The following is a 17,554-nucleotide window of genomic DNA, read 5'->3' on the forward strand; positions in this document are numbered from 1 at the left end:
CCATGTCCGTACGCAGCCTGAAGACCCTCGTCACCTGCGCGGCCGCCGTGTCGCTCGGCCTGGCCGCCGTTGCCCCGGCTCACGGGGTCGAGGGCCCGGCTCCCGATCCGCGCGACGCGAAGGCGATGCGGGACATGGCCACGGCGATCGCGGTGACGGCCAAGTACGCGGACGAGCGGGAGGCCCTCAAGGACGGGTACGTCCCCCACGGCGAGGAGTGCATGACCAACCCGTTCGGGGTCGGCGCCATGGGCTACCACTACGTGAAGCAGGCCAACTGGGGTTCGAAGGACCCGGCCAGGCCGACCGCGCTCCTCTACAGCAAGGACAAGGACCGGAACGGCCGCCGCAAGCTCCAGACCGTGGAGTGGATGTCCACCGACCGGGACCAGGACCTGAAGACCGCCGACGACCGTCCGAGCATGTTCGGCCTTCCCTTCGACGGGCCCATGCCGGGCCACTGGGCGGGCATGCCCAAGCACTACGACCTGCACATGTGGGCGTACAAGGAGAACCCGGCGGGCCGCTTCCACAACTGGAACCCGGCGCTGAACTGCCCGAAGAAGGCGCCCACCCCGGCGAACCCCGGGCACGGGCACGGCCGCTAGTCCGCACCTGCGCAGTCAAGTGCCATGCGCATATGACTCACCCATAAGGACGGCTTCTCCGGGAATCCCGGGCGATACGCTGGTCGGACTCGCGAGAGTCCGTGGCATGGGAGCACTACCGATGAGCGTCGATCCCGAGACCCCCGAGCAGGAGCCCGCCCCGCGCTGGCCCGTCCCGCCCTCGGGCGGGTGGACGGCCGACGACCTTGACCGGCTTCCCAACCTGCCTCCGCACACGGAGCTGATCGACGGGAGCCTGATTTTCGCGAGTCCGCAAACCCGTTTCCACATGCGGGCCCTGCGATTCTTCGAATGGCAACTCGAATCACTGGTTCCGGACGGACTCGAAGTGATGAGAGAGTTCACCATCGACATCGACCGGCTGAACCGTCCCGAGCCGGACGTCCTCGTCGTCGATGAGGAACTGGCCCGGGGCCCCGAGCAACAGACACGGATCCCCGCCGCGTCCGTCCGGCTGGCCATCGAGGTCGTCTCCCCCGATTCGATCGGCCGGGACCGCGAGACCAAGCCGGCCAAATACGCCCGGGCAGGAATCCCCCACTACTGGCGGGTCGAGAACAAGAACGACCGAGCAGTCGTCTATGTGTTCGAATTCGAACCGGCCACGCGTGTCTACGTCGCAACGGGCATCTTCCACGACCGGCTGAAGGTCGCGGTTCCCTTCCCCATCGACCTGGACCTCACCACCATCAAACCGAAGGGGCTACCGGAGTAGACCCGCGCACAACCAAGGGCCCGGCCCCCCGAAGGGGGCCGGGCCCTTGGCCATTGCACGGACCGGTCAGCGGACGAACGTGCTCGCCTGCCCCGCCAGGTCCAGGAAGTACTGCGGGGCCACGCCCAGGACCACGGTGACCGCGACGCCCACCGCGATGGTGGTCATCGTCAGCGGCGAGGGGACCGCCACCGTCGGGCCGTCGGCCTTCGGCTCGCTGAAGAACATCAGGACGATCACCCGGATGTAGAAGAACGCGGCGATCGCGGACGAGAGGACACCGACCACGACCAGCGCGCCCGCGCCGCCCTCCGCCGCCGCCCGGAACACGGCGAACTTGCCCGTGAAGCCCGACGTCAGCGGGATGCCGGCGAAGGCCAGCAGGAACACCGCGAAGACGGCCGCCGTCAGCGGCGAACGCCGGCCGAGCCCCGCCCACTTGGACAGGTGCGTCGCCTCGCCGCCCGCGTCGCGCACCAGCGTGACCACCGCGAAGGCGCCGATCGTCACGAAGGAGTACGCGCCCAGGTAGAAGAGGACGGACTGGACGCCCTGCGCCGACGTCGCGATCACACCGGCCAGGATGAAGCCCGCGTGCGCGATCGAGGAGTAGGCGAGGAGCCGCTTGACGTCGGTCTGGGTCACGGCGATCACCGCGCCCGCCAGCATCGTGACGATGGCGATCGCCCACATCACCGGCCGCCAGTCCCACCGCAGGCCCGGGAGCACCACGTACAGCAGCCGCAGCAGGGCGCCGAACGCGGCGACCTTCGTCGCGGCGGCCATGAAGCCGGTGACCGGTGTCGGGGCGCCCTGGTAGACGTCCGGGGTCCACATGTGGAACGGGACCGCGCCGACCTTGAAGAGCAGGCCCATCAGGATCAGCGCGCCGCCGATCAGCAGCAGCGCGTCATTGCCCATGGTGGAGGCCAGCGCCGGGTCGATCTTCGTGACCGTGCCGTCGACCACGTCGGCGATCACCGCGTACGAGACCGAGCCCGCGTACCCGTAGAGCAGCGCGATGCCGAAGAGGAGGAAGGCGGAGGAGAAGGCGCCCAGCAGGAAGTACTTCACCGCGGCCTCCTGCGACATCAGCCGCTGGCGGCGGGCGACGGCGCAGAGCAGGTACAGCGGGAGGGAGAAGACCTCCAGCGCGATGAACAGCGTCAGCAGGTCGTTGGCCGCCGGGAAGATCAGCATCCCGGCGATCGCGAACAGGGCCAGCGGGAAGACCTCGGTGGTGGCGAAGCCCGCCTTGACGGCGGCCTTCTCGCTCTCGCTGCCCGGTACGGACGCCGCCTGGGCGGCGAAGGAGTCCACCCGGTTGCCGTGCGCGGCCGGGTCGAGGCGCCGCTCGGCGAAGGTGAAGATCGCGACGACCGAGGCCAGCAGGATGGTGCCCTGCAGGAACAGCGCCGGACCGTCGACGGCGATGGCGCCCATCGCGGCGATGTGGGCCTTGGTCGACCCGTACCCGCCGGCCGCGAGGCCGACGACCGCAGCGAAGGCCGACGCCAGCGCCGCGACGGCGAGGAACAGCTGCACGTAGTAACGGGACTTGCGGGGCACGAAGGCCTCCACGAGGATCCCGAGGACCGCCGCGCCCACCACGATCAGCGTGGGCGCGAGCTGTGCGTACTCGATGGTCGGTGCCGGGATCCGGTCGACCGGTGCCTCGGCCGCCAGTGTCCACAGGCTGTGGGCGGAAGTCAGTGTGCTCACTTCGCCGCCTCCCCGTTCTTCGCTTCCACGTCCACCTCGGGCTGCGGGTCCGTCTGCTTCACGTCCGACATGGTGTGCTCCACCGCCGGGTTGACGATGTCGGTGAGCACCTTCGGGTAGACGCCCAGCCCGATCAGCAGCGCGATCAGCGGGGCGACCACCAGCAGCTCCCGCAGGCGCAGGTCCGGCATCGTGCGGACCTCCTCCTTCACGGGGCCGGTCATCGTGCGCTGGTAGAGCACCAGCGTGTAGAGCGCGGCGAGCACGATGCCGATGGTGGCGATGATGCCGACGACCGGGTACCGGGCGAACGTGCCGACCAGAACCAGGAATTCGCTGACGAAGGGTGCGAGGCCCGGCAGCGAGAGGGTGGCGAGGCCGCCGATGAGGAAGGTGCCGGCGAGGACCGGGGCCACCTTCTGGACGCCGCCGTAGTCGGCGATGAGCCGCGAGCCGCGCCGCGAGATCAGGAAGCCGGCCACCAGCATCAGCGCCGCCGTCGACAGGCCGTGATTGACCATGTAGAGGGTGGCGCCGGACTGGCCCTGGGAGGTCATCGCGAAGATGCCCAGGATGATGAAGCCGAAGTGCGAGATCGAGGCGTAGGCGACCAGCCGCTTGATGTCCCGCTGGCCGACCGCGACCAGCGCGCCGTAGACGATGCTGATCAGGGCCAGGACCAGGATCACCGGCGTGGCCCACTTGCTGGCGTCCGGGAAGAGCCCGAGGCAGAAGCGGAGCATCGCGAAGGTGCCGACCTTGTCGACGACCGCGGTGATCAGGACGGCCACCGGGGCCGTGGACTCGCCCATCGCGTTCGGCAGCCAGGTGTGCAGCGGCCACAGCGGGGCCTTCACCGCGAAGGCGAAGAAGAAGCCGAGGAAGAGCAGCCGCTCGGTGTTGGTCGCCATGTCGAGCGTGCCCGCGGCACGGGCGGCGGTGATCTCCTGGAGCGAGAAGTTCCCGGCGACCACGTACAGCCCGATGACCGCGGCCAGCATGATCAGGCCGCCGACCAGGTTGTAGAGGAGGAACTTGACCGCCGCGTACGAGCGCTGCGCGGCCGCGTTCTCGTCGGTGCCGGAATGGGCCCGGTCCCCGAAGCCGCCGATGAGGAAGTACATCGGGATGAGCATGGCTTCGAAGAAGATGTAGAAGAGGAAGACGTCGGTGGCCTCGAAGGAGATGATCACCATCGCCTCGACCAGCAGGATCAGGGCGAAGAAGCCCTGGGTCGGCCGCCACCGGGAGCTCTTGGTCTCCAGGGGGTCGGCGTCGTGCCAGCCGGCCGCGATCACGAAGGGGATCAGGAGCGCGGTGAGCCCGATGAGCACCACCCCGATCCCGTCGACGCCCAGTTCGTAGCGGACGCCGAAGTCGGCGATCCAGGGGCGGGATTCGGTGAGCTGGTAGCGATCACCGCTCGGGTCGAAGCGGACCGCGACGAGCACGGCCAGGGCCAGCGTCGCCAGCGAGAAGAACAGCGCGAGCCACTTGGCGGCGGTCCTGCGGGCGGCCGGGACGGCCGCCGTCAGGATCGCGCCGACCGCGGGGACCGCGGCCGTCACCGTCAGAAGCGGGAAACTCATTTCACACCGCCCTCATCAGCAGGGTCGCGGCGATCAGGACCACCGTGCCCCCGAACATCGAGACCGCGTAGCTGCGGGCGTAGCCGTTCTGCAGTTTGCGGAGCCGGCCCGAGAGCCCGCCGACCGAGGCGGCCGTCCCGTTGACCACACCGTCGACCAGGCTGTGGTCGACGTACACGAGCGAGCGGGTCAGGTGCTCCCCGCCGCGCACCAGCACGACGTGGTTGAAGTCGTCCTGGTACAGGTCCCGGCGGGCCGCCCGGGTGAGGAGCGAGCCGCGCGGGGCGACGACCGGGACGGGCCGGCGGCCGTACTTCGCCCAGGCGATGCCGATGCCGACGACCAGGACCACCATGGTCGAGGCGGTCACCGTCATGGCACTGACCGGCGGGTTGCCGTGCTCGTAACCGGTGACGGGCTCCAGCCACTTGAGGAAGCGCTCGCCGATCTCGAAGAAGGCGCCGGCGAAGACCGAGCCGAAGGCCAGGATGACCATCGGGATGGTCATCGACTTCGGGGACTCGTGCGGGTGCGGCGGGTGGCCCTCGGCGTCCGGCTGCCAGCGCTTCTCGCCGAAGAAGGTGAGGAGCATGACGCGGGTCATGTAGAACGCGGTGATGCCGGCGCCCAGCAGGGTCACGCCGCCGAGGATCCAGCCCTCGGTGCCGCCCTTCGCGAAGGCCGCCTCGATGATCATGTCCTTGGAGAAGAAGCCGGACAGGCCCGGGAAGCCGATGATGGCCAGGTACCCGAGTCCGAAGGTGGCGAAGGTGACCGGCATGTACCTGCGCAGGCCCCCGTACTTGCGCATGTCGACCTCGTCGTTCATCCCGTGCATCACGGAACCCGCGCCGAGGAAGAGGCCGGCCTTGAAGAAGCCGTGCGTCACCAGGTGCATGATCGCGAAGACGTAGCCGATCGGGCCGAGGCCGGCGGCGAGGATCATGTAGCCGATCTGCGACATCGTCGAGCCCGCCAGGGCCTTCTTGATGTCGTCCTTCGCGCAACCGACGATCGCACCGAAGAGCAGCGTGACCGCGCCCACGACGGTCACCACGAGCTGCGCGTCCGGCGCCCCGTTGAAGATGGCGCCCGAGCGGACGATCAGGTACACGCCCGCGGTCACCATGGTGGCGGCGTGGATCAGGGCCGAGACCGGGGTCGGGCCCTCCATCGCGTCACCGAGCCAGGACTGCAGCGGGACCTGCGCCGACTTGCCGCAGGCGGCCAGCAGCAGCATCAGGCCGATCGCCGTCAGCGTGCCCTCGGAGGTCTCGCCCACCGAGGCGAGCACCGGCCCGAAGGTGAAGGTCCCGAAGGTGGTGAACATCATCATGATCGCGATCGACAGGCCCATGTCGCCGACGCGGTTGACGAGGAAGGCCTTCTTCGCGGCGGTGGCCGCGCTGGGCTTGTGCTGCCAGAAGCCGATCAGGAGGTACGAGGCGAGGCCCACGCCCTCCCAGCCGAAGTACAGCAGCAGGTAGTTGTCGGCGAGGACCAGCAGCAGCATCGCCGCGACGAACAGGTTGAGGTAGCCGAAGAAGCGGCGGCGGCGCTCGTCGTGCTCCATGTACCCGATCGAGTACACGTGGATGAGCGTGCCCACCCCGGAGATCAGCAGGACGAAGGTCATCGACAGCTGGTCCAGCTGGAAGGCCATGTCCGCCTGGAAGCCCTCGACGGGGATCCAGGTGTACAGGCGCTGGTACAGGGTCCGGTCGTCGCCGCTGCGCGACAGCATGTCCGCGAACAGGACGGCGCCGATCCCGAAGGAGACGGCCGCGAGCAGGGTGCCGATCCAGTGACCGACCTTGTCGAGGCGCCGTCCGCCGCACAGCAGCACCACCGCTCCGAGCAGGGGCGCTGCCACCAGCAGCGCAATCAGGTTCTCCACAGCGACCCCTTACAGCTTCATCAGGCTGGCGTCGTCGACCGAGGCCGAGTGGCGGGTACGGAACAGCGACACGATGATCGCCAGGCCGACCACGACCTCCGCGGCGGCGACGACCATCGTGAAGAACGCGATGATCTGGCCGTCGAGGTTGCCGTGCATCCGCGAGAAGGCGACGAAGGCGAGGTTGCAGGCGTTGAGCATCAGCTCGACGCACATGAACAGCACGATCGCGTTCTTGCGGATCAGCACGCCGGTCGCGCCGATGGTGAACAGCAGGGCCGCCAGGTACAGGTAGTTGACCGGATTCACTTGGATGCCTCCTCGCGGCCGAGGCGCTCCGCCGACGCCTGCTCCAGCGCCTTCAGGTCGTTCAGCGCCTCGCTCGACACGTCACGGATCTGACCGCGGGCGCGCAGCGTCTTGCTGACCGTCAGCTCGGACGGGGTGCCGTCCGGCAGCAGACCGGCCACGTCCACCGCGTTGTGCCGGGCGTAGACGCCGGGCGCGGGCAGCGGCGGGAGCTGCACGCCCTCACGGACGCGCTTCTCGGCCAGCTCGCGCTGGGTGGCGGCCCGTTCGGTGCGCTCGCGGTGGGTGAGCACCATCGCGCCGACGGCCGCGGTGATCAGCAGCGCGCCGGTGATCTCGAAGGCGAAGACGTACTTGGTGAAGATCAGCTGCGCCAGGCCCTCGACGTGTCCGGCGGAGTTGATCCGGCCGAGCCCGTTGAAGTGGGTCAGGCCGGCGTTGGCGATGCCGGTGATCAGCAGGATGCCGAAGCCCAGCCCGCACAGGGCGGCCAGCCAGCGCTGCCCCTTGATGGTCTCCTTCAGGGAGTCGGCGGCGGTGACGCCGACGAGCATGACCACGAAGAGGAACAGCATCATGATCGCGCCGGTGTAGACGATGACCTGGACGACGCCCAGGAAGTACGCCCCGTTGGCGAGGTAGAAGACCGCCAGGATGATCATCGTTCCGGCCAGGCTGAGCGCGCTGTGCACGGCCTTCTTCATCAGGATCGTGGCCAGCGCGCCGATGACGGCGACCGTGCCGAGGACCCAGAACTGCACGGCCTCGCCCGTGGAGGTGAGGCTTGCCGCGAGGGTGCTCACGCCTGCACCTCCTCGGCCTGGGGCCCGTCCACCGACTCGTCCTCGGGCTTCTCGCCCTTGGTGACCGCGACCTGCCGGACCGTGCCCGGGGCCGCCCCCGTCACCTGCCCGCGGTAATAGTCGGTGTCCTCCGTGCCGGGGTACATCGCGTGCGGCGCCTCGACCATGCCCTCGGTGAGGCCGGCGAGCAGCTGCTCCTTGGTGTAGATGAGCGACTCGCGGCTGGCGTCGGCCAGTTCGAACTCGTTCGTCATGGTCAGGGCCCGGGTCGGGCAAGCCTCGACGCACAGCCCGCACAGGATGCAGCGGGCGTAGTTGATCTGGTAGACGGCGCCGTACCGCTCCCCCGGGGAGTAGCGCTCCTCCTCGGTGTTGTCCGCGCCCTCCACGTAGATCGCGTCGGCGGGACAGGCCCAGGCGCACAGCTCGCACCCGATGCACTTCTCCAGACCGTCGGGGTGCCGGTTGAGCTGATGCCGTCCGTGGAAGCGCGGGGCGGTCGTCTTCTGCTGCTCCGGGTACTGCTCGGTGAGGCGCTTCTTGAACATGGCCTTGAAGGTCACGCCGAAGCCCGCCACCGGGTTCTGCCACTTGTCGTCGTCGGACATCTCTCAAGCCTCCTCTCGGTCACTGTCAGTATTCGTCCCGCCACTGACAATCAGCTCCCGCTCGCTGCGAGGCCGCCTGCGGGGTACGGGTGCCAGGTGCTGGCCGGGCTTGGGCGGTACGGGGAATCCGCCCGCCAGCGGGTCGAAGGGCACGGCGTCGTCGACGGCCTCGGCGGCCTGCGCCTTCTCGCGCTTGTCACGGAAGACGTCCGCGACGAAGGAGAGCAGCAGGATCGCCACGACCCCGCCGCCGACGTAGAGGACGATCTCGCTGAAGTCGTACGCCTCGTTGCGCAGCGCCCGGACGGTCGCGACCAGCATCAGCCAGACCACGGAGACCGGGATGAGCACCTTCCAGCCGAGCTTCATCAGCTGGTCGTAGCGCACGCGCGGCAGCGTGCCGCGCAGCCAGATGAAGAAGAACAGCAGCAGCTGCACCTTGAGGACGAACCAGAGCATCGGCCACCAGCCGTGGTTCGCGCCCTCCCAGAAGGTGCTGATCGGGTACGGGGCCCGCCAGCCGCCCAGGAAGAGGGTGACCGAGACCGCCGAGACGGTGACCATGTTGACGTACTCGGCCAGCATGAACAGCGCGAACTTGATGGACGAGTACTCGGTGTTGAAGCCGCCGACGAGGTCGCCCTCGGACTCCGGCATGTCGAAGGGGGCGCGGTTCGTCTCGCCGACCATCGTGATGACGTAGATGATGAAGGACACCGGCAGCAGGACGATGAACCAGCGGTCCTCCTGCGCCTCGACGATCGCCGAGGTCGACATCGACCCGGAGTAGAGGAAGACCGAGGCGAAGGCCGCGCCCATCGCGATCTCGTAGGAGATCATCTGCGCGCAGGAGCGCAGTCCGCCGAGGAGCGGGTACGTGGAGCCGGAGGACCAGCCCGCCAGCACGATGCCGTAGATGCCGACCGAGGCCACCGCGAGGATGTAGAGCATCGCGATGGGCAGGTCGGTCAGCTGCATGCTGGTGCGCTGGCCGAAGATGGAGACCTGGTCGTCCGCGGGCCCGAAGGGGATCACCGCGATGGCCATGAAGGCCGGGATCGCCGCGATGATCGGGGCCAGGACGTAGACCACCTTGTCGGCGCGCTTGACGATGAGGTCTTCCTTGAGCATCAGCTTCACGCCGTCGGCGAGCGACTGGAGCATGCCCCAGGGCCCGTGCCGGTTGGGGCCGATGCGCAGCTGCATCCAGGCGACGACCTTGCGCTCCCACACGATGGAGAAGAGCACGGTCACCATCAGGAAGGCGAAGCAGAACACCGCCTTGAGGACGACGAGCCACCAGACGTCCCGGCCGAACAGGGACAGGTCCTCGGCGGCCAGTTGTACGAAGTCACCGTGTACCGCGTTCACGCGTCCACCTCCGCAGTGGTGTCGCCGGCGCCGGCCGGGGTCGCCGGGCCGATGCGTACGAGGCTGCCCGGGCGGGCGCCGGCGTCGGCGAGGACGCCGGAGCCGGTGGAGTTCAGCGGGAGCCAGACCACGCGGTCGGGCATCTCGGTGATCCGGAGCGGGAGTTCCACGGAGCCGGCCGGGCCGGTGACCGCGAGGACGTCGCCGTTCTTGACGCCCGTCTCGGCGGCCGTGGCGGCCGACAGCCGGGCGCTCGCCTCGTGCCGGGTGCCGGCCAGGGCCTCGTCGCCTTCCTGGAGCCGGCCCAGGTCGAGGAGGAGCCGGTGGCCCGCGAGGACCGCCTCGCCGACGCCCGGGCGGGGCAGCGGCGCGGTGTCGGCGGCCTGTTCGGCGGCGCGCTCCCCGGCCCACGCGCCGAGCGCGTCGAGCTCCCGGCGTACGGCGTGTACGTCGGGCAGCGCGATCGGCCGGTCGGCGGCGTCGGCCAGCATGTGGAGCACGCGGGCGTCGGCCGGGGCGAGCCGGCGGGTCATCTGGTCGGGCTTGAGCGCCGCCTCGAACGGGCGGACCCTGCCCTCCCAGTTGATGAACGCGCCGGACTTCTCGGCCACCGCGGCGACCGGGAGGACCACGTCCGCGTGGGCGGTGACCTCGCTGGGCCGCAGTTCCAGGGAGACCACGAAGGCCTCCTGGAGGGCGATCCGCGCGCGGACCGGATCCGGCAGGTCGGTCACCTCGACGCCCGCGACCAGCAGGGCCGAGAGCTCGCGGGAGGCCGCGGCCTCGACGATCTGGCCGGTGTCGCGGCCGTAGCGGTGCGGGAGTTCGTCCAGGCCCCAGGCGGTGGCGACCTCGTCGCGGGCCCGCGGGTCGGTGGCCGGGCGGCCGCCCGGCAGCAGGGACGGCAGCGCGCCCGCCTCGACGGCGGCCCGCTCACCGGCCCGGCGCGGGATCCACACCAGCTTCGCGCCGGTCGCGGCGGCCGCCCGTACGGCGGCGGTCAGCGCGCCGGGCACCCCGGCGAGCCGCTCGCCGACCACGAGGACGGCGCCGGGCTCGCGCAGCGCGTCGGCGGCGACGGACCCGCCCGCCTCCAGGCCGGTCCGGGAGGCGAGTGCGTCCAGCCACTCGGGCTCGGTGCCGGGGGCGGCGGCCAGCAGCGTGCCGCCCGTCTTCTCCAGGCCGCGGGTGGCGAACGGGGCGAGGGCGAAGGTCCGCTGCTTGTGCTTGCGGTGTGCCTTGCGCAGCCGCAGGAAGACGCCGGGGGCCTCCTCCTCCGCCTCGATGCCGACGAGGAGGACGGCCGGGGCCGCCTCCAGCGAGGCGTTGGTGACGCCCTTGCCGTCGAGGTCCTTGCCGGTGCCGGCGACGGTGGCGGCCAGGAACTCGGCCTCCTCCGCACTGTGCACGCGGGCCCGGAAGTCGATGTCGTTGGTGTCGAGCACCACCCGGGCGAACTTCGCGTACGCGTAGGCGTCCTCGACGGTGAGCCGGCCGCCGGTGAGCACCCCGGCCCGGCCGCGCGCGGCGGCGAGCCCGTTGGCGGCGGCCTCCAGGGCCTCGGGCCAGCTCGCCGGCTCCAGCACCCCGGCGGCGCTGCGCACCAGCGGGGTGGTGAGCCGGTCCGGGCGCTGTGCGTAGCGGAACCCGAAGCGGCCCTTGTCGCAGATCCACTCCTCGTTGACCTCGGGGTCCTCCGCGGCGAGGCGGCGCAGCACCTTTCCGCGGCGGTGGTCGGTACGGGTCGCGCAGCCGCCCGCGCAGTGCTCGCACACGCTCGGGGAGGAGACGAGGTCGAACGGGCGGGAGCGGAACCGGTACGCGGCCGAGGTGAGGGCGCCGACCGGACAGATCTGGATGGTGTTGCCGGAGAAGTACGACTCGAAGGGGTCGCCCTCGCCGGTGCCGACCTGCTGGAGCGCGCCGCGTTCCAGCAGCTCGATCATCGGGTCGCCGGCGATCTCGTTGGAGAAGCGGGTGCAGCGGGCGCACAGTACGCAGCGCTCGCGGTCCAGCAGCACCTGCGTGGAGATCGGGACGGGCTTCTCGTAGGTGCGCTTCCTGCCCTCGAACCGCGATTCGGCGTTGCCGTGGGACATCGCCTGGTTCTGCAGCGGGCACTCGCCGCCCTTGTCGCAGACCGGGCAGTCCAGCGGGTGGTTGATGAGCAGCAGCTCCATCACCCCGCGCTGGGCCTTGTCGGCGACCTCGGAGGTCAGCTGCGTCTTGACGACCATGCCGTCGGTGCAGGTGATGGTGCAGGAGGCCATCGGCTTGCGCTGGCCCTCGACCTCGACGATGCACTGGCGGCAGGCGCCGGCCGGGGAGAGGAGGGGGTGGTCGCAGAACCGGGGGATCTCGATGCCGAGCTGTTCGGCGGCCCGGATGACGAGGGTGCCCTTGGGCACGGACAGTTCGGCGCCGTCGATGGTCAGCGACACCAGATCCGCGGGCGGAACGGCCGCGTCTCCTCCGGAGGCGGCCGTAGTGGTGACGGTCATGCGTTCACCTCCGTGTCGGCCCAAAGGGTCGACTTCCTGGGGTCGAAGGGGCAGCCCTTGCCCGTGATGTGCTGCTCGTACTCCTCGCGGAAGTACTTGAGCGAGGAGAAGATGGGGCTGGCCGCGCCGTCACCGAGGGCGCAGAAGGACTTGCCGTTGATGTTGTCGGCGATGTCGTTCAGCTTGTCGAGGTCGGACATGACGCCCCTGCCGGCCTCGATGTCGCGCAGCAGCTGGACCAGCCAGTACGTGCCCTCGCGGCACGGGGTGCACTTGCCGCAGGACTCGTGGGCGTAGAACTCCGTCCACCGGGTCACGGCCCGCACCACGCAGGTCGTCTCGTCGAAGCACTGGAGCGCCTTGGTGCCGAGCATCGAGCCGGCCGCGCCCACGCCCTCGTAGTCGAGCGGGACGTCGAGGTGCTCGTCGGTGAACATCGGGGTGGAGGAGCCGCCCGGGGTCCAGAACTTCAGCCGGTGGCCGGGCCGCATGCCGCCGCTCATGTCGAGGAGCTGGCGCAGGGTGATGCCGAGCGGGGCCTCGTACTGGCCGGGGCCGACGACGTGCCCGGACAGCGAATACAGCGTGAAGCCGGGGGACTTCTCGGTCCCCATCGACTTGAACCAGTCCTTGCCCTTGTTCAGGATCGCGGGAACCGAGGCGATGGACTCGACGTTGTTCACGACAGTGGGGCAGGCGTAGAGCCCCTCGACGGCAGGGAAGGGGGGACGCAGCCGGGGCTGACCGCGCCGGCCTTCGAGGGAGTCGAGCAGCGCCGTCTCCTCGCCGCAGATGTACGCGCCCGCGCCCGCGTGCACCGTGATGTCGAGGTCGAGCCCGCTCCCCAGGCCGCTCTTCTCCCTGTCCGCAGCCTTCCCGAGGTAACCGGCCTCGTACGCCTCGCGCACCGCCTCGTGCAGGCGCCGCAGAACCGGCACGGCCTCGCCGCGCAGGTAGATGAAGGCGTGCTGCGAGCGGATCGCGTAGCACGCGATGATCATTCCCTCGATGAGGGAGTGCGGGTTGGCGAAGAGGAGGGGGATGTCCTTGCAGGTTCCCGGCTCCGACTCGTCCGCGTTCACGACGAGGTAGTGCGGCTTCCCGTCGCCCTGCGGGATGAACTGCCACTTCATCCCGGTGGGGAAGCCGGCGCCGCCGCGTCCGCGCAGGCCCGAGTCCTTGACGTACGCGATGAGGTCGTCCGGTGTCATCGCGAGCGCCTTGCGCAGGCCCTCGTAGCCCTCGTGGCGCCGGTAGGTCTCCAGCGTCCACGACTGCGGCTCGTCCCAGAAGGCCGACAGCACGGGCGCGAGGAGCTTCTCCGGGCTCGTGCCTCCGCCGGCCGACGGCCGGGAGGTGCTGCCCCCATTGCTCAGTTCGGAGGACACGGTCATCCCTCCCCTCCCTCGGTGGTGGTGTCGCCACGGGTCTCGCCGTGCGCCTCGGACCTTGGGTGCACGATCGAGGCGTGCGGGGACTCGCCGCGGGCGATGCGCAGTCCGATCAGGGAGGCGGGACCGGCGCCGCCGGTCGCCTCGACCGCGCCCTGGCGCTCGTCAGGGAACCCGGCCAGGATCCGGGCGGTCTCCTTGTACGTGCACAGCGGCGCGCCCCGGGTCGGCGAGACCTCGCGGCCGGCCAGCAGGTCGTCCACCAGGGCCTTGGCGGACGCGGGGGTCTGGTTGTCGAAGAACTCCCAGTTGACCATCACCACGGGGGCGAAGTCGCAGGCCGCGTTGCACTCGATGTGTTCGAGGGTGACCTTGCCGTCGGGGGTGGTCTCGTTGTTGCCGACCCCGAGGTGCTCCTTGAGTTCCTCGAAGATGGCGTCCCCGCCCATCACCGCGCACAGGGTGTTCGTGCACACGCCGACCTGGTAGTCGCCGGAGGGCTTGCGCCGGTACATCGTGTAGAAGGTCGCGACGGCCGTGACCTCGGCGGTGGTCAGGCCCAGCACCTCGGCGCAGAAGCGGACTCCGGTGCGCGAGACGTGGCCCTCCTGTGCCTGGCACAGGTGCAGCAGCGGCAGCAGGGCCGAGCGGCTGTCGGGGTAGCGGGCGATGACATCCTTCGCGTCCGCTTCGAGGCGCTCGCGTACCTCCGCCGGAAAGTCGGGGGCCGGCAGCTGGGGCATGCCCAGCGAGACCCCTTGGTTCTGAGGACTGGCGGTCATCGGTCGACGCCTCCCATCACGGGGTCGATGGAGGCGACGGCGACGATGACGTCGGCGACCTGGCCGCCCTCGCACATCGCGGCCATGGCCTGCAGGTTGGTGAAGGACGGGTCGCGGAAGTGGACCCGGTAGGGGCGGGTGCCGCCGTCGGAGACGACGTGCACGCCGAGCTCGCCCTTGGGCGATTCGACGGCCGCGTAGGCCTGTCCGGCCGGTACCCGGAAGCCCTCGGTCACCAGCTTGAAGTGGTGGATGAGGGCCTCCATGGAGGTGCCCATGATGTTCCTGATGTGGTCGAGCGAGTTGCCGAGGCCGTCGGGGCCCATCGCCAGCTGCGCCGGCCAGGCGATCTTCTTGTCGGCGACCATCACCGGGCCCGGCTCCAGGCGCTCCAGGCACTGCTCGACGATCCGCAGCGACTGGCGCATCTCCTCCAGGCGGATCAGGAACCGCCCGTAGGAGTCGCAGCTCTCGGTGGTCGGCACGTCGAACTCGTAGTTCTCGTAACCGCAGTACGGCTCGGACTTGCGCAGGTCGTGCGGCAGGCCGGCGGAGCGCAGGATCGGGCCGGTGGCGCCGAGCGCCATGCAGCCGGTGAGGTCGAGGTAGCCGACGTCCTGCATGCGGGCCTTGAAGATGGGGTTGCCGGTGGCGAGCTTGTCGTACTCCGGCAGGTTCTTCTTCATCGTCTTGACGAATTCGCGCAGCTGGTCGACGGCGCCCGGGGGCAGGTCCTGCGCGAGGCCGCCGGGGCGGACGAACGCGTGGTTCATGCGCAGCCCGGTGATCAGCTCGAAGATGTCGAGGATCAGCTCGCGGTCGCGGAAGCCGTAGATCATGATCGTGGTGGCGCCCAGCTCCATGCCGCCGGTGGCGATGCACACCAGGTGGGAGGAGAGCCGGTTGAGCTCCATCAGCAGGACGCGGATGACGGTGGCGCGGTCCGGGATCTGGTCGGTGATGCCGAGCAGCTTCTCGACGCCGAGGCAGTACGCCGTCTCGTTGAAGAACGGCGTCAGGTAGTCCATGCGCGTCACGAAGGTGGTGCCCTGCGTCCAGTTCCGGTATTCGAGGTTCTTCTCGATGCCGGTGTGCAGGTAGCCGATGCCGCAGCGGGCCTCGGTGACCGTCTCGCCGTCGATCTCCAGGATCAGGCGGAGCACCCCGTGGGTGGACGGGTGCTGGGGGCCCATGTTGACGACGATCCGCTCGTCGTCGGCCCTGGCCGCGGACTGGACGATCTCGTCCCAGTCGCCGCCGGTGACGGTGTAGACGGTGCCCTCGGTCGTCTCGCGCGCGGATGCGTGGTCGGCGGAGGCGTGGTTTGACGTGGACATCAGCTGTACGACCTCCGCTGGTCGGGAGCCGGGATCTGGGCGCCCTTGTACTCGATGGGGATGCCGCCGAGCGGGTAGTCCTTGCGCTGCGGGAAGCCCTGCCAGTCGTCCGGCATCATGATCCGGGTCAGGGCCGGGTGCCCGTCGAAGATCAGGCCGAAGAAGTCGTACGTCTCGCGCTCGTGCCAGTCGTTGGTCGGGTAGACCGGGACGAGCGACGGGAGGTGCGGGTCGCTGTCCGGGACGGACACCTCCAGCCGCACGATCCGGCCGTGGGTGAGCGAGCGCAGGTGGTAGACGGCGTGCAGCTCGCGGCCCTTGTCATCGGGGAAGTGCACCCCGGAGACGCCGGTGCAGAGTTCGAAGCGCAGGGCGGGGTCGTCGCGCAGGGTGCGCGCGACCCGGACGAGGTGCTCGCGGGCGATGTGGAAGGTCAGCTCGCCCCGGTCGACCACCGTCTTCTCGATGGCGTTCTCGGGGAGCAGGTCCTGCTCCTCCAGGGCGCCTTCGAGCTCGTCGGCCACCTCGTCGAAGTAGGAGCCGTACGGGCGGCTGGTCGCGCCGGGCAGGGCGACGGTGCGCACCAGGCCGCCGTAACCGCTCGTGTCACCGCCGTCACTGGCGCCGAACATGCCCTTGCGAACGCCGATGACCTCGGGTCCCTGGTCGCGCGGCGCGGGGACGTTGCCGCCGTTGCCGCCGTTCTCGCCCGTGGTGCCGTTCTCCGGCTCTTGGGTCTCGCTCACCGGAGCAGCCCCTTCATCTCGATGGTGGGGAGGGCCTTGAGGGCCGCCTCCTCCGCCTCACGTGCCGCCTCTTCCCGGTTCACGCCGAGCTTTCCGCCCTGGATCTTCTGGTGGAGCTTGAGGATCGCGTCCAGCAGCATCTCGGGGCGCGGCGGGCAGCCGGGCAGGTAGATGTCCACCGGGACGATGTGGTCGACGCCCTGGACGATCGCGTAGTTGTTGAACATGCCGCCCGAAGAGGCGCAGACCCCCATGGAGATGACCCATTTGGGAGCGGGCATCTGGTCGTACACCTGCCGCAGCACCGGCGCCATCTTCTGGCTGACCCGGCCGGCCACGATCATCAGGTCGGCCTGGCGCGGGGAGCCGCGGAAGACCTCCATGCCGAAGCGGGCCAGGTCGTACCGGCCCGCTCCGGTGGTCATCATCTCGATGGCGCAGCAGGCCAGGCCGAAGGTCGCCGGGAAGACGGACGACTTGCGCACCCAGCCCGCGGCCTGTTCGACGGTGGTCAGCAGGAAGCCGCTCGGCAGCTTCTCTTCCAGTCCCATGGAAAATTCAGCCCCTCAGTCCCATTCCAGGCCGCCGCGGCGCCACACGTAGGCGTAGGCGACGAAGACGGTGAGCACGAAGAGCAGCATCTCGACGAGCCCGAAGATCCCCAGGGAGTCGAAGGTGACGGCCCAGGGGTAGAGGAAGACAACCTCGATGTCGAAGACGATGAAGAGCATCGCCGTCAGGTAGTACTTGATGGGGAAGCGGCCGCCGCCGGCCGGCATCGGTGTCGGCTCGATGCCGCACTCGTAGGCTTCGAGCTTCGCCCGGTTGTACCGTTTTGGGCCGATCAGCGTGGCCATGACCACGGAGAAGATCGCAAACCCTGCGCCGAGGGCGCCGAGCACGAGGATGGGCGCGTACGCATTCACGCTCCTCGCTCCTTCCAGTCGTCCTTGACCGTTGGACCGCCGCCGGCACCGCGTGCGCCGCCTCGCGAAGATCACGCTTCAATCGAGCGCTTGCATGTGAGGCAGTTCACAAGCCGGACTGATGCGCATCCTATGCCCGCTCGTCTGTGATCTGCGACACGGGTTGCAACACCGAGTTTGTGATCTCCACCACCCGACGAACGATCATGAAGTTCACCGAGTGGTGAT

16 protein-coding genes are annotated in these 17,554 nt (G+C 69.6%); 2 read left to right on the forward strand and 14 right to left on the reverse strand.

Features of this window, described 5'->3' with window-relative positions; genetic code table 11:
* Window positions 1-2: 2 nt before the first annotated feature.
* Together ACZ4VT_RS09100 and ACZ4VT_RS09105 are read left to right on the forward strand one after the other, a co-directional pair.
* Complete coding sequence (locus ACZ4VT_RS09100; protein WP_467947919.1) at window positions 3-608, forward strand: hypothetical protein; 606 nt, start codon at window positions 3-5, stop codon at window positions 606-608.
* Window positions 609-729: 121 nt separating this feature from the next.
* Window positions 730-1,344, forward strand: a complete 615-nt coding sequence (locus ACZ4VT_RS09105; protein ID WP_467947921.1) for a Uma2 family endonuclease — start codon at window positions 730-732, stop codon at window positions 1,342-1,344.
* A 66-nt stretch (window positions 1,345-1,410) separates the two neighbouring features.
* Here ACZ4VT_RS09105 and nuoN read toward each other — a convergent pair whose 3' ends face one another.
* Genes nuoN through ACZ4VT_RS09175 form a run of 14 tightly spaced genes read right to left on the reverse strand, consistent with a single transcriptional unit; the run spans window position 1,411 to window position 17,326 of the window.
* Window positions 1,411-3,066 (reverse strand): NADH-quinone oxidoreductase subunit NuoN, encoded by a 1,656-nt coding sequence (gene nuoN / locus ACZ4VT_RS09110; RefSeq protein WP_467947923.1) that lies wholly within the window; start codon window positions 3,064-3,066, stop codon window positions 1,411-1,413.
* Window positions 3,063-4,655, reverse strand: a complete 1,593-nt coding sequence (locus ACZ4VT_RS09115) for an NADH-quinone oxidoreductase subunit M (RefSeq protein ID WP_362805811.1) — start codon at window positions 4,653-4,655, stop codon at window positions 3,063-3,065. Before ACZ4VT_RS09115 ends, nuoN begins: the two co-directional genes overlap by 4 nt.
* A gap of 1 nt (window position 4,656) precedes the next feature.
* Window positions 4,657-6,552 carry an NADH-quinone oxidoreductase subunit L gene (nuoL, locus tag ACZ4VT_RS09120; protein ID WP_467947926.1) on the reverse strand — a complete coding sequence of 632 codons (1,896 nt, stop codon included), beginning with the start codon at window positions 6,550-6,552 and terminating at the stop codon, window positions 4,657-4,659.
* A 9-nt stretch (window positions 6,553-6,561) separates the two neighbouring features.
* Window positions 6,562-6,861 (reverse strand): NADH-quinone oxidoreductase subunit NuoK, encoded by a 300-nt coding sequence (gene nuoK, locus ACZ4VT_RS09125; RefSeq protein WP_030653455.1) that lies wholly within the window; start codon window positions 6,859-6,861, stop codon window positions 6,562-6,564.
* Window positions 6,858-7,664 carry an NADH-quinone oxidoreductase subunit J gene (locus ACZ4VT_RS09130; RefSeq protein ID WP_467947927.1) on the reverse strand — a complete coding sequence of 269 codons (807 nt, stop codon included), beginning with the start codon at window positions 7,662-7,664 and terminating at the stop codon, window positions 6,858-6,860. Before ACZ4VT_RS09130 ends, nuoK begins: the two co-directional genes overlap by 4 nt.
* A complete protein-coding gene (nuoI, locus tag ACZ4VT_RS09135) occupies window positions 7,661-8,272 on the reverse strand; it encodes an NADH-quinone oxidoreductase subunit NuoI (RefSeq protein ID WP_388475544.1) in 612 nt (203 codons plus the stop codon). The genes ACZ4VT_RS09130 and nuoI overlap by 4 nt, the downstream gene beginning before the upstream one ends.
* Window positions 8,273-8,275: 3 nt before the next feature.
* The gene (gene nuoH / locus ACZ4VT_RS09140) at window positions 8,276-9,643 is read right to left on the reverse strand and encodes an NADH-quinone oxidoreductase subunit NuoH (RefSeq protein WP_467947929.1); all 1,368 of its coding nucleotides are present in this window, start codon (window positions 9,641-9,643) and stop codon (window positions 8,276-8,278) included.
* Entirely contained in the window at window positions 9,640-12,144 is a 2,505-nt protein-coding gene (locus tag ACZ4VT_RS09145; RefSeq protein WP_467947931.1) for an NADH-quinone oxidoreductase subunit G, read from the reverse strand. The genes nuoH and ACZ4VT_RS09145 overlap by 4 nt, the downstream gene beginning before the upstream one ends.
* Window positions 12,141-13,538, reverse strand: a complete 1,398-nt coding sequence (nuoF, locus tag ACZ4VT_RS09150) for an NADH-quinone oxidoreductase subunit NuoF (protein ID WP_467947932.1) — start codon at window positions 13,536-13,538, stop codon at window positions 12,141-12,143. The genes ACZ4VT_RS09145 and nuoF overlap by 4 nt, the downstream gene beginning before the upstream one ends.
* Window positions 13,535-14,317 (reverse strand): NADH-quinone oxidoreductase subunit NuoE, encoded by a 783-nt coding sequence (nuoE, locus tag ACZ4VT_RS09155; protein WP_467947934.1) that lies wholly within the window; start codon window positions 14,315-14,317, stop codon window positions 13,535-13,537. The genes nuoF and nuoE overlap by 4 nt, the downstream gene beginning before the upstream one ends.
* Window positions 14,314-15,654 carry an NADH-quinone oxidoreductase subunit D gene (locus tag ACZ4VT_RS09160; protein ID WP_467947935.1) on the reverse strand — a complete coding sequence of 447 codons (1,341 nt, stop codon included), beginning with the start codon at window positions 15,652-15,654 and terminating at the stop codon, window positions 14,314-14,316. Before ACZ4VT_RS09160 ends, nuoE begins: the two co-directional genes overlap by 4 nt.
* Window positions 15,654-16,400: an NADH-quinone oxidoreductase subunit C gene (locus ACZ4VT_RS09165; protein ID WP_467947937.1), complete on the reverse strand. Its 747-nt coding sequence runs from the start codon at window positions 16,398-16,400 to the stop codon at window positions 15,654-15,656. The genes ACZ4VT_RS09160 and ACZ4VT_RS09165 overlap by 1 nt, the downstream gene beginning before the upstream one ends.
* Window positions 16,397-16,951 (reverse strand): NuoB/complex I 20 kDa subunit family protein, encoded by a 555-nt coding sequence (locus tag ACZ4VT_RS09170; protein ID WP_266381642.1) that lies wholly within the window; start codon window positions 16,949-16,951, stop codon window positions 16,397-16,399. Before ACZ4VT_RS09170 ends, ACZ4VT_RS09165 begins: the two co-directional genes overlap by 4 nt.
* 15 nt (window positions 16,952-16,966) lie before the next feature.
* Entirely contained in the window at window positions 16,967-17,326 is a 360-nt protein-coding gene (locus tag ACZ4VT_RS09175) for an NADH-quinone oxidoreductase subunit A (protein WP_030010013.1), read from the reverse strand.
* Window positions 17,327-17,554 lie beyond the last annotated feature (228 nt).

This window comes from Streptomyces sp. NPDC029164, assembly GCF_055563995.1.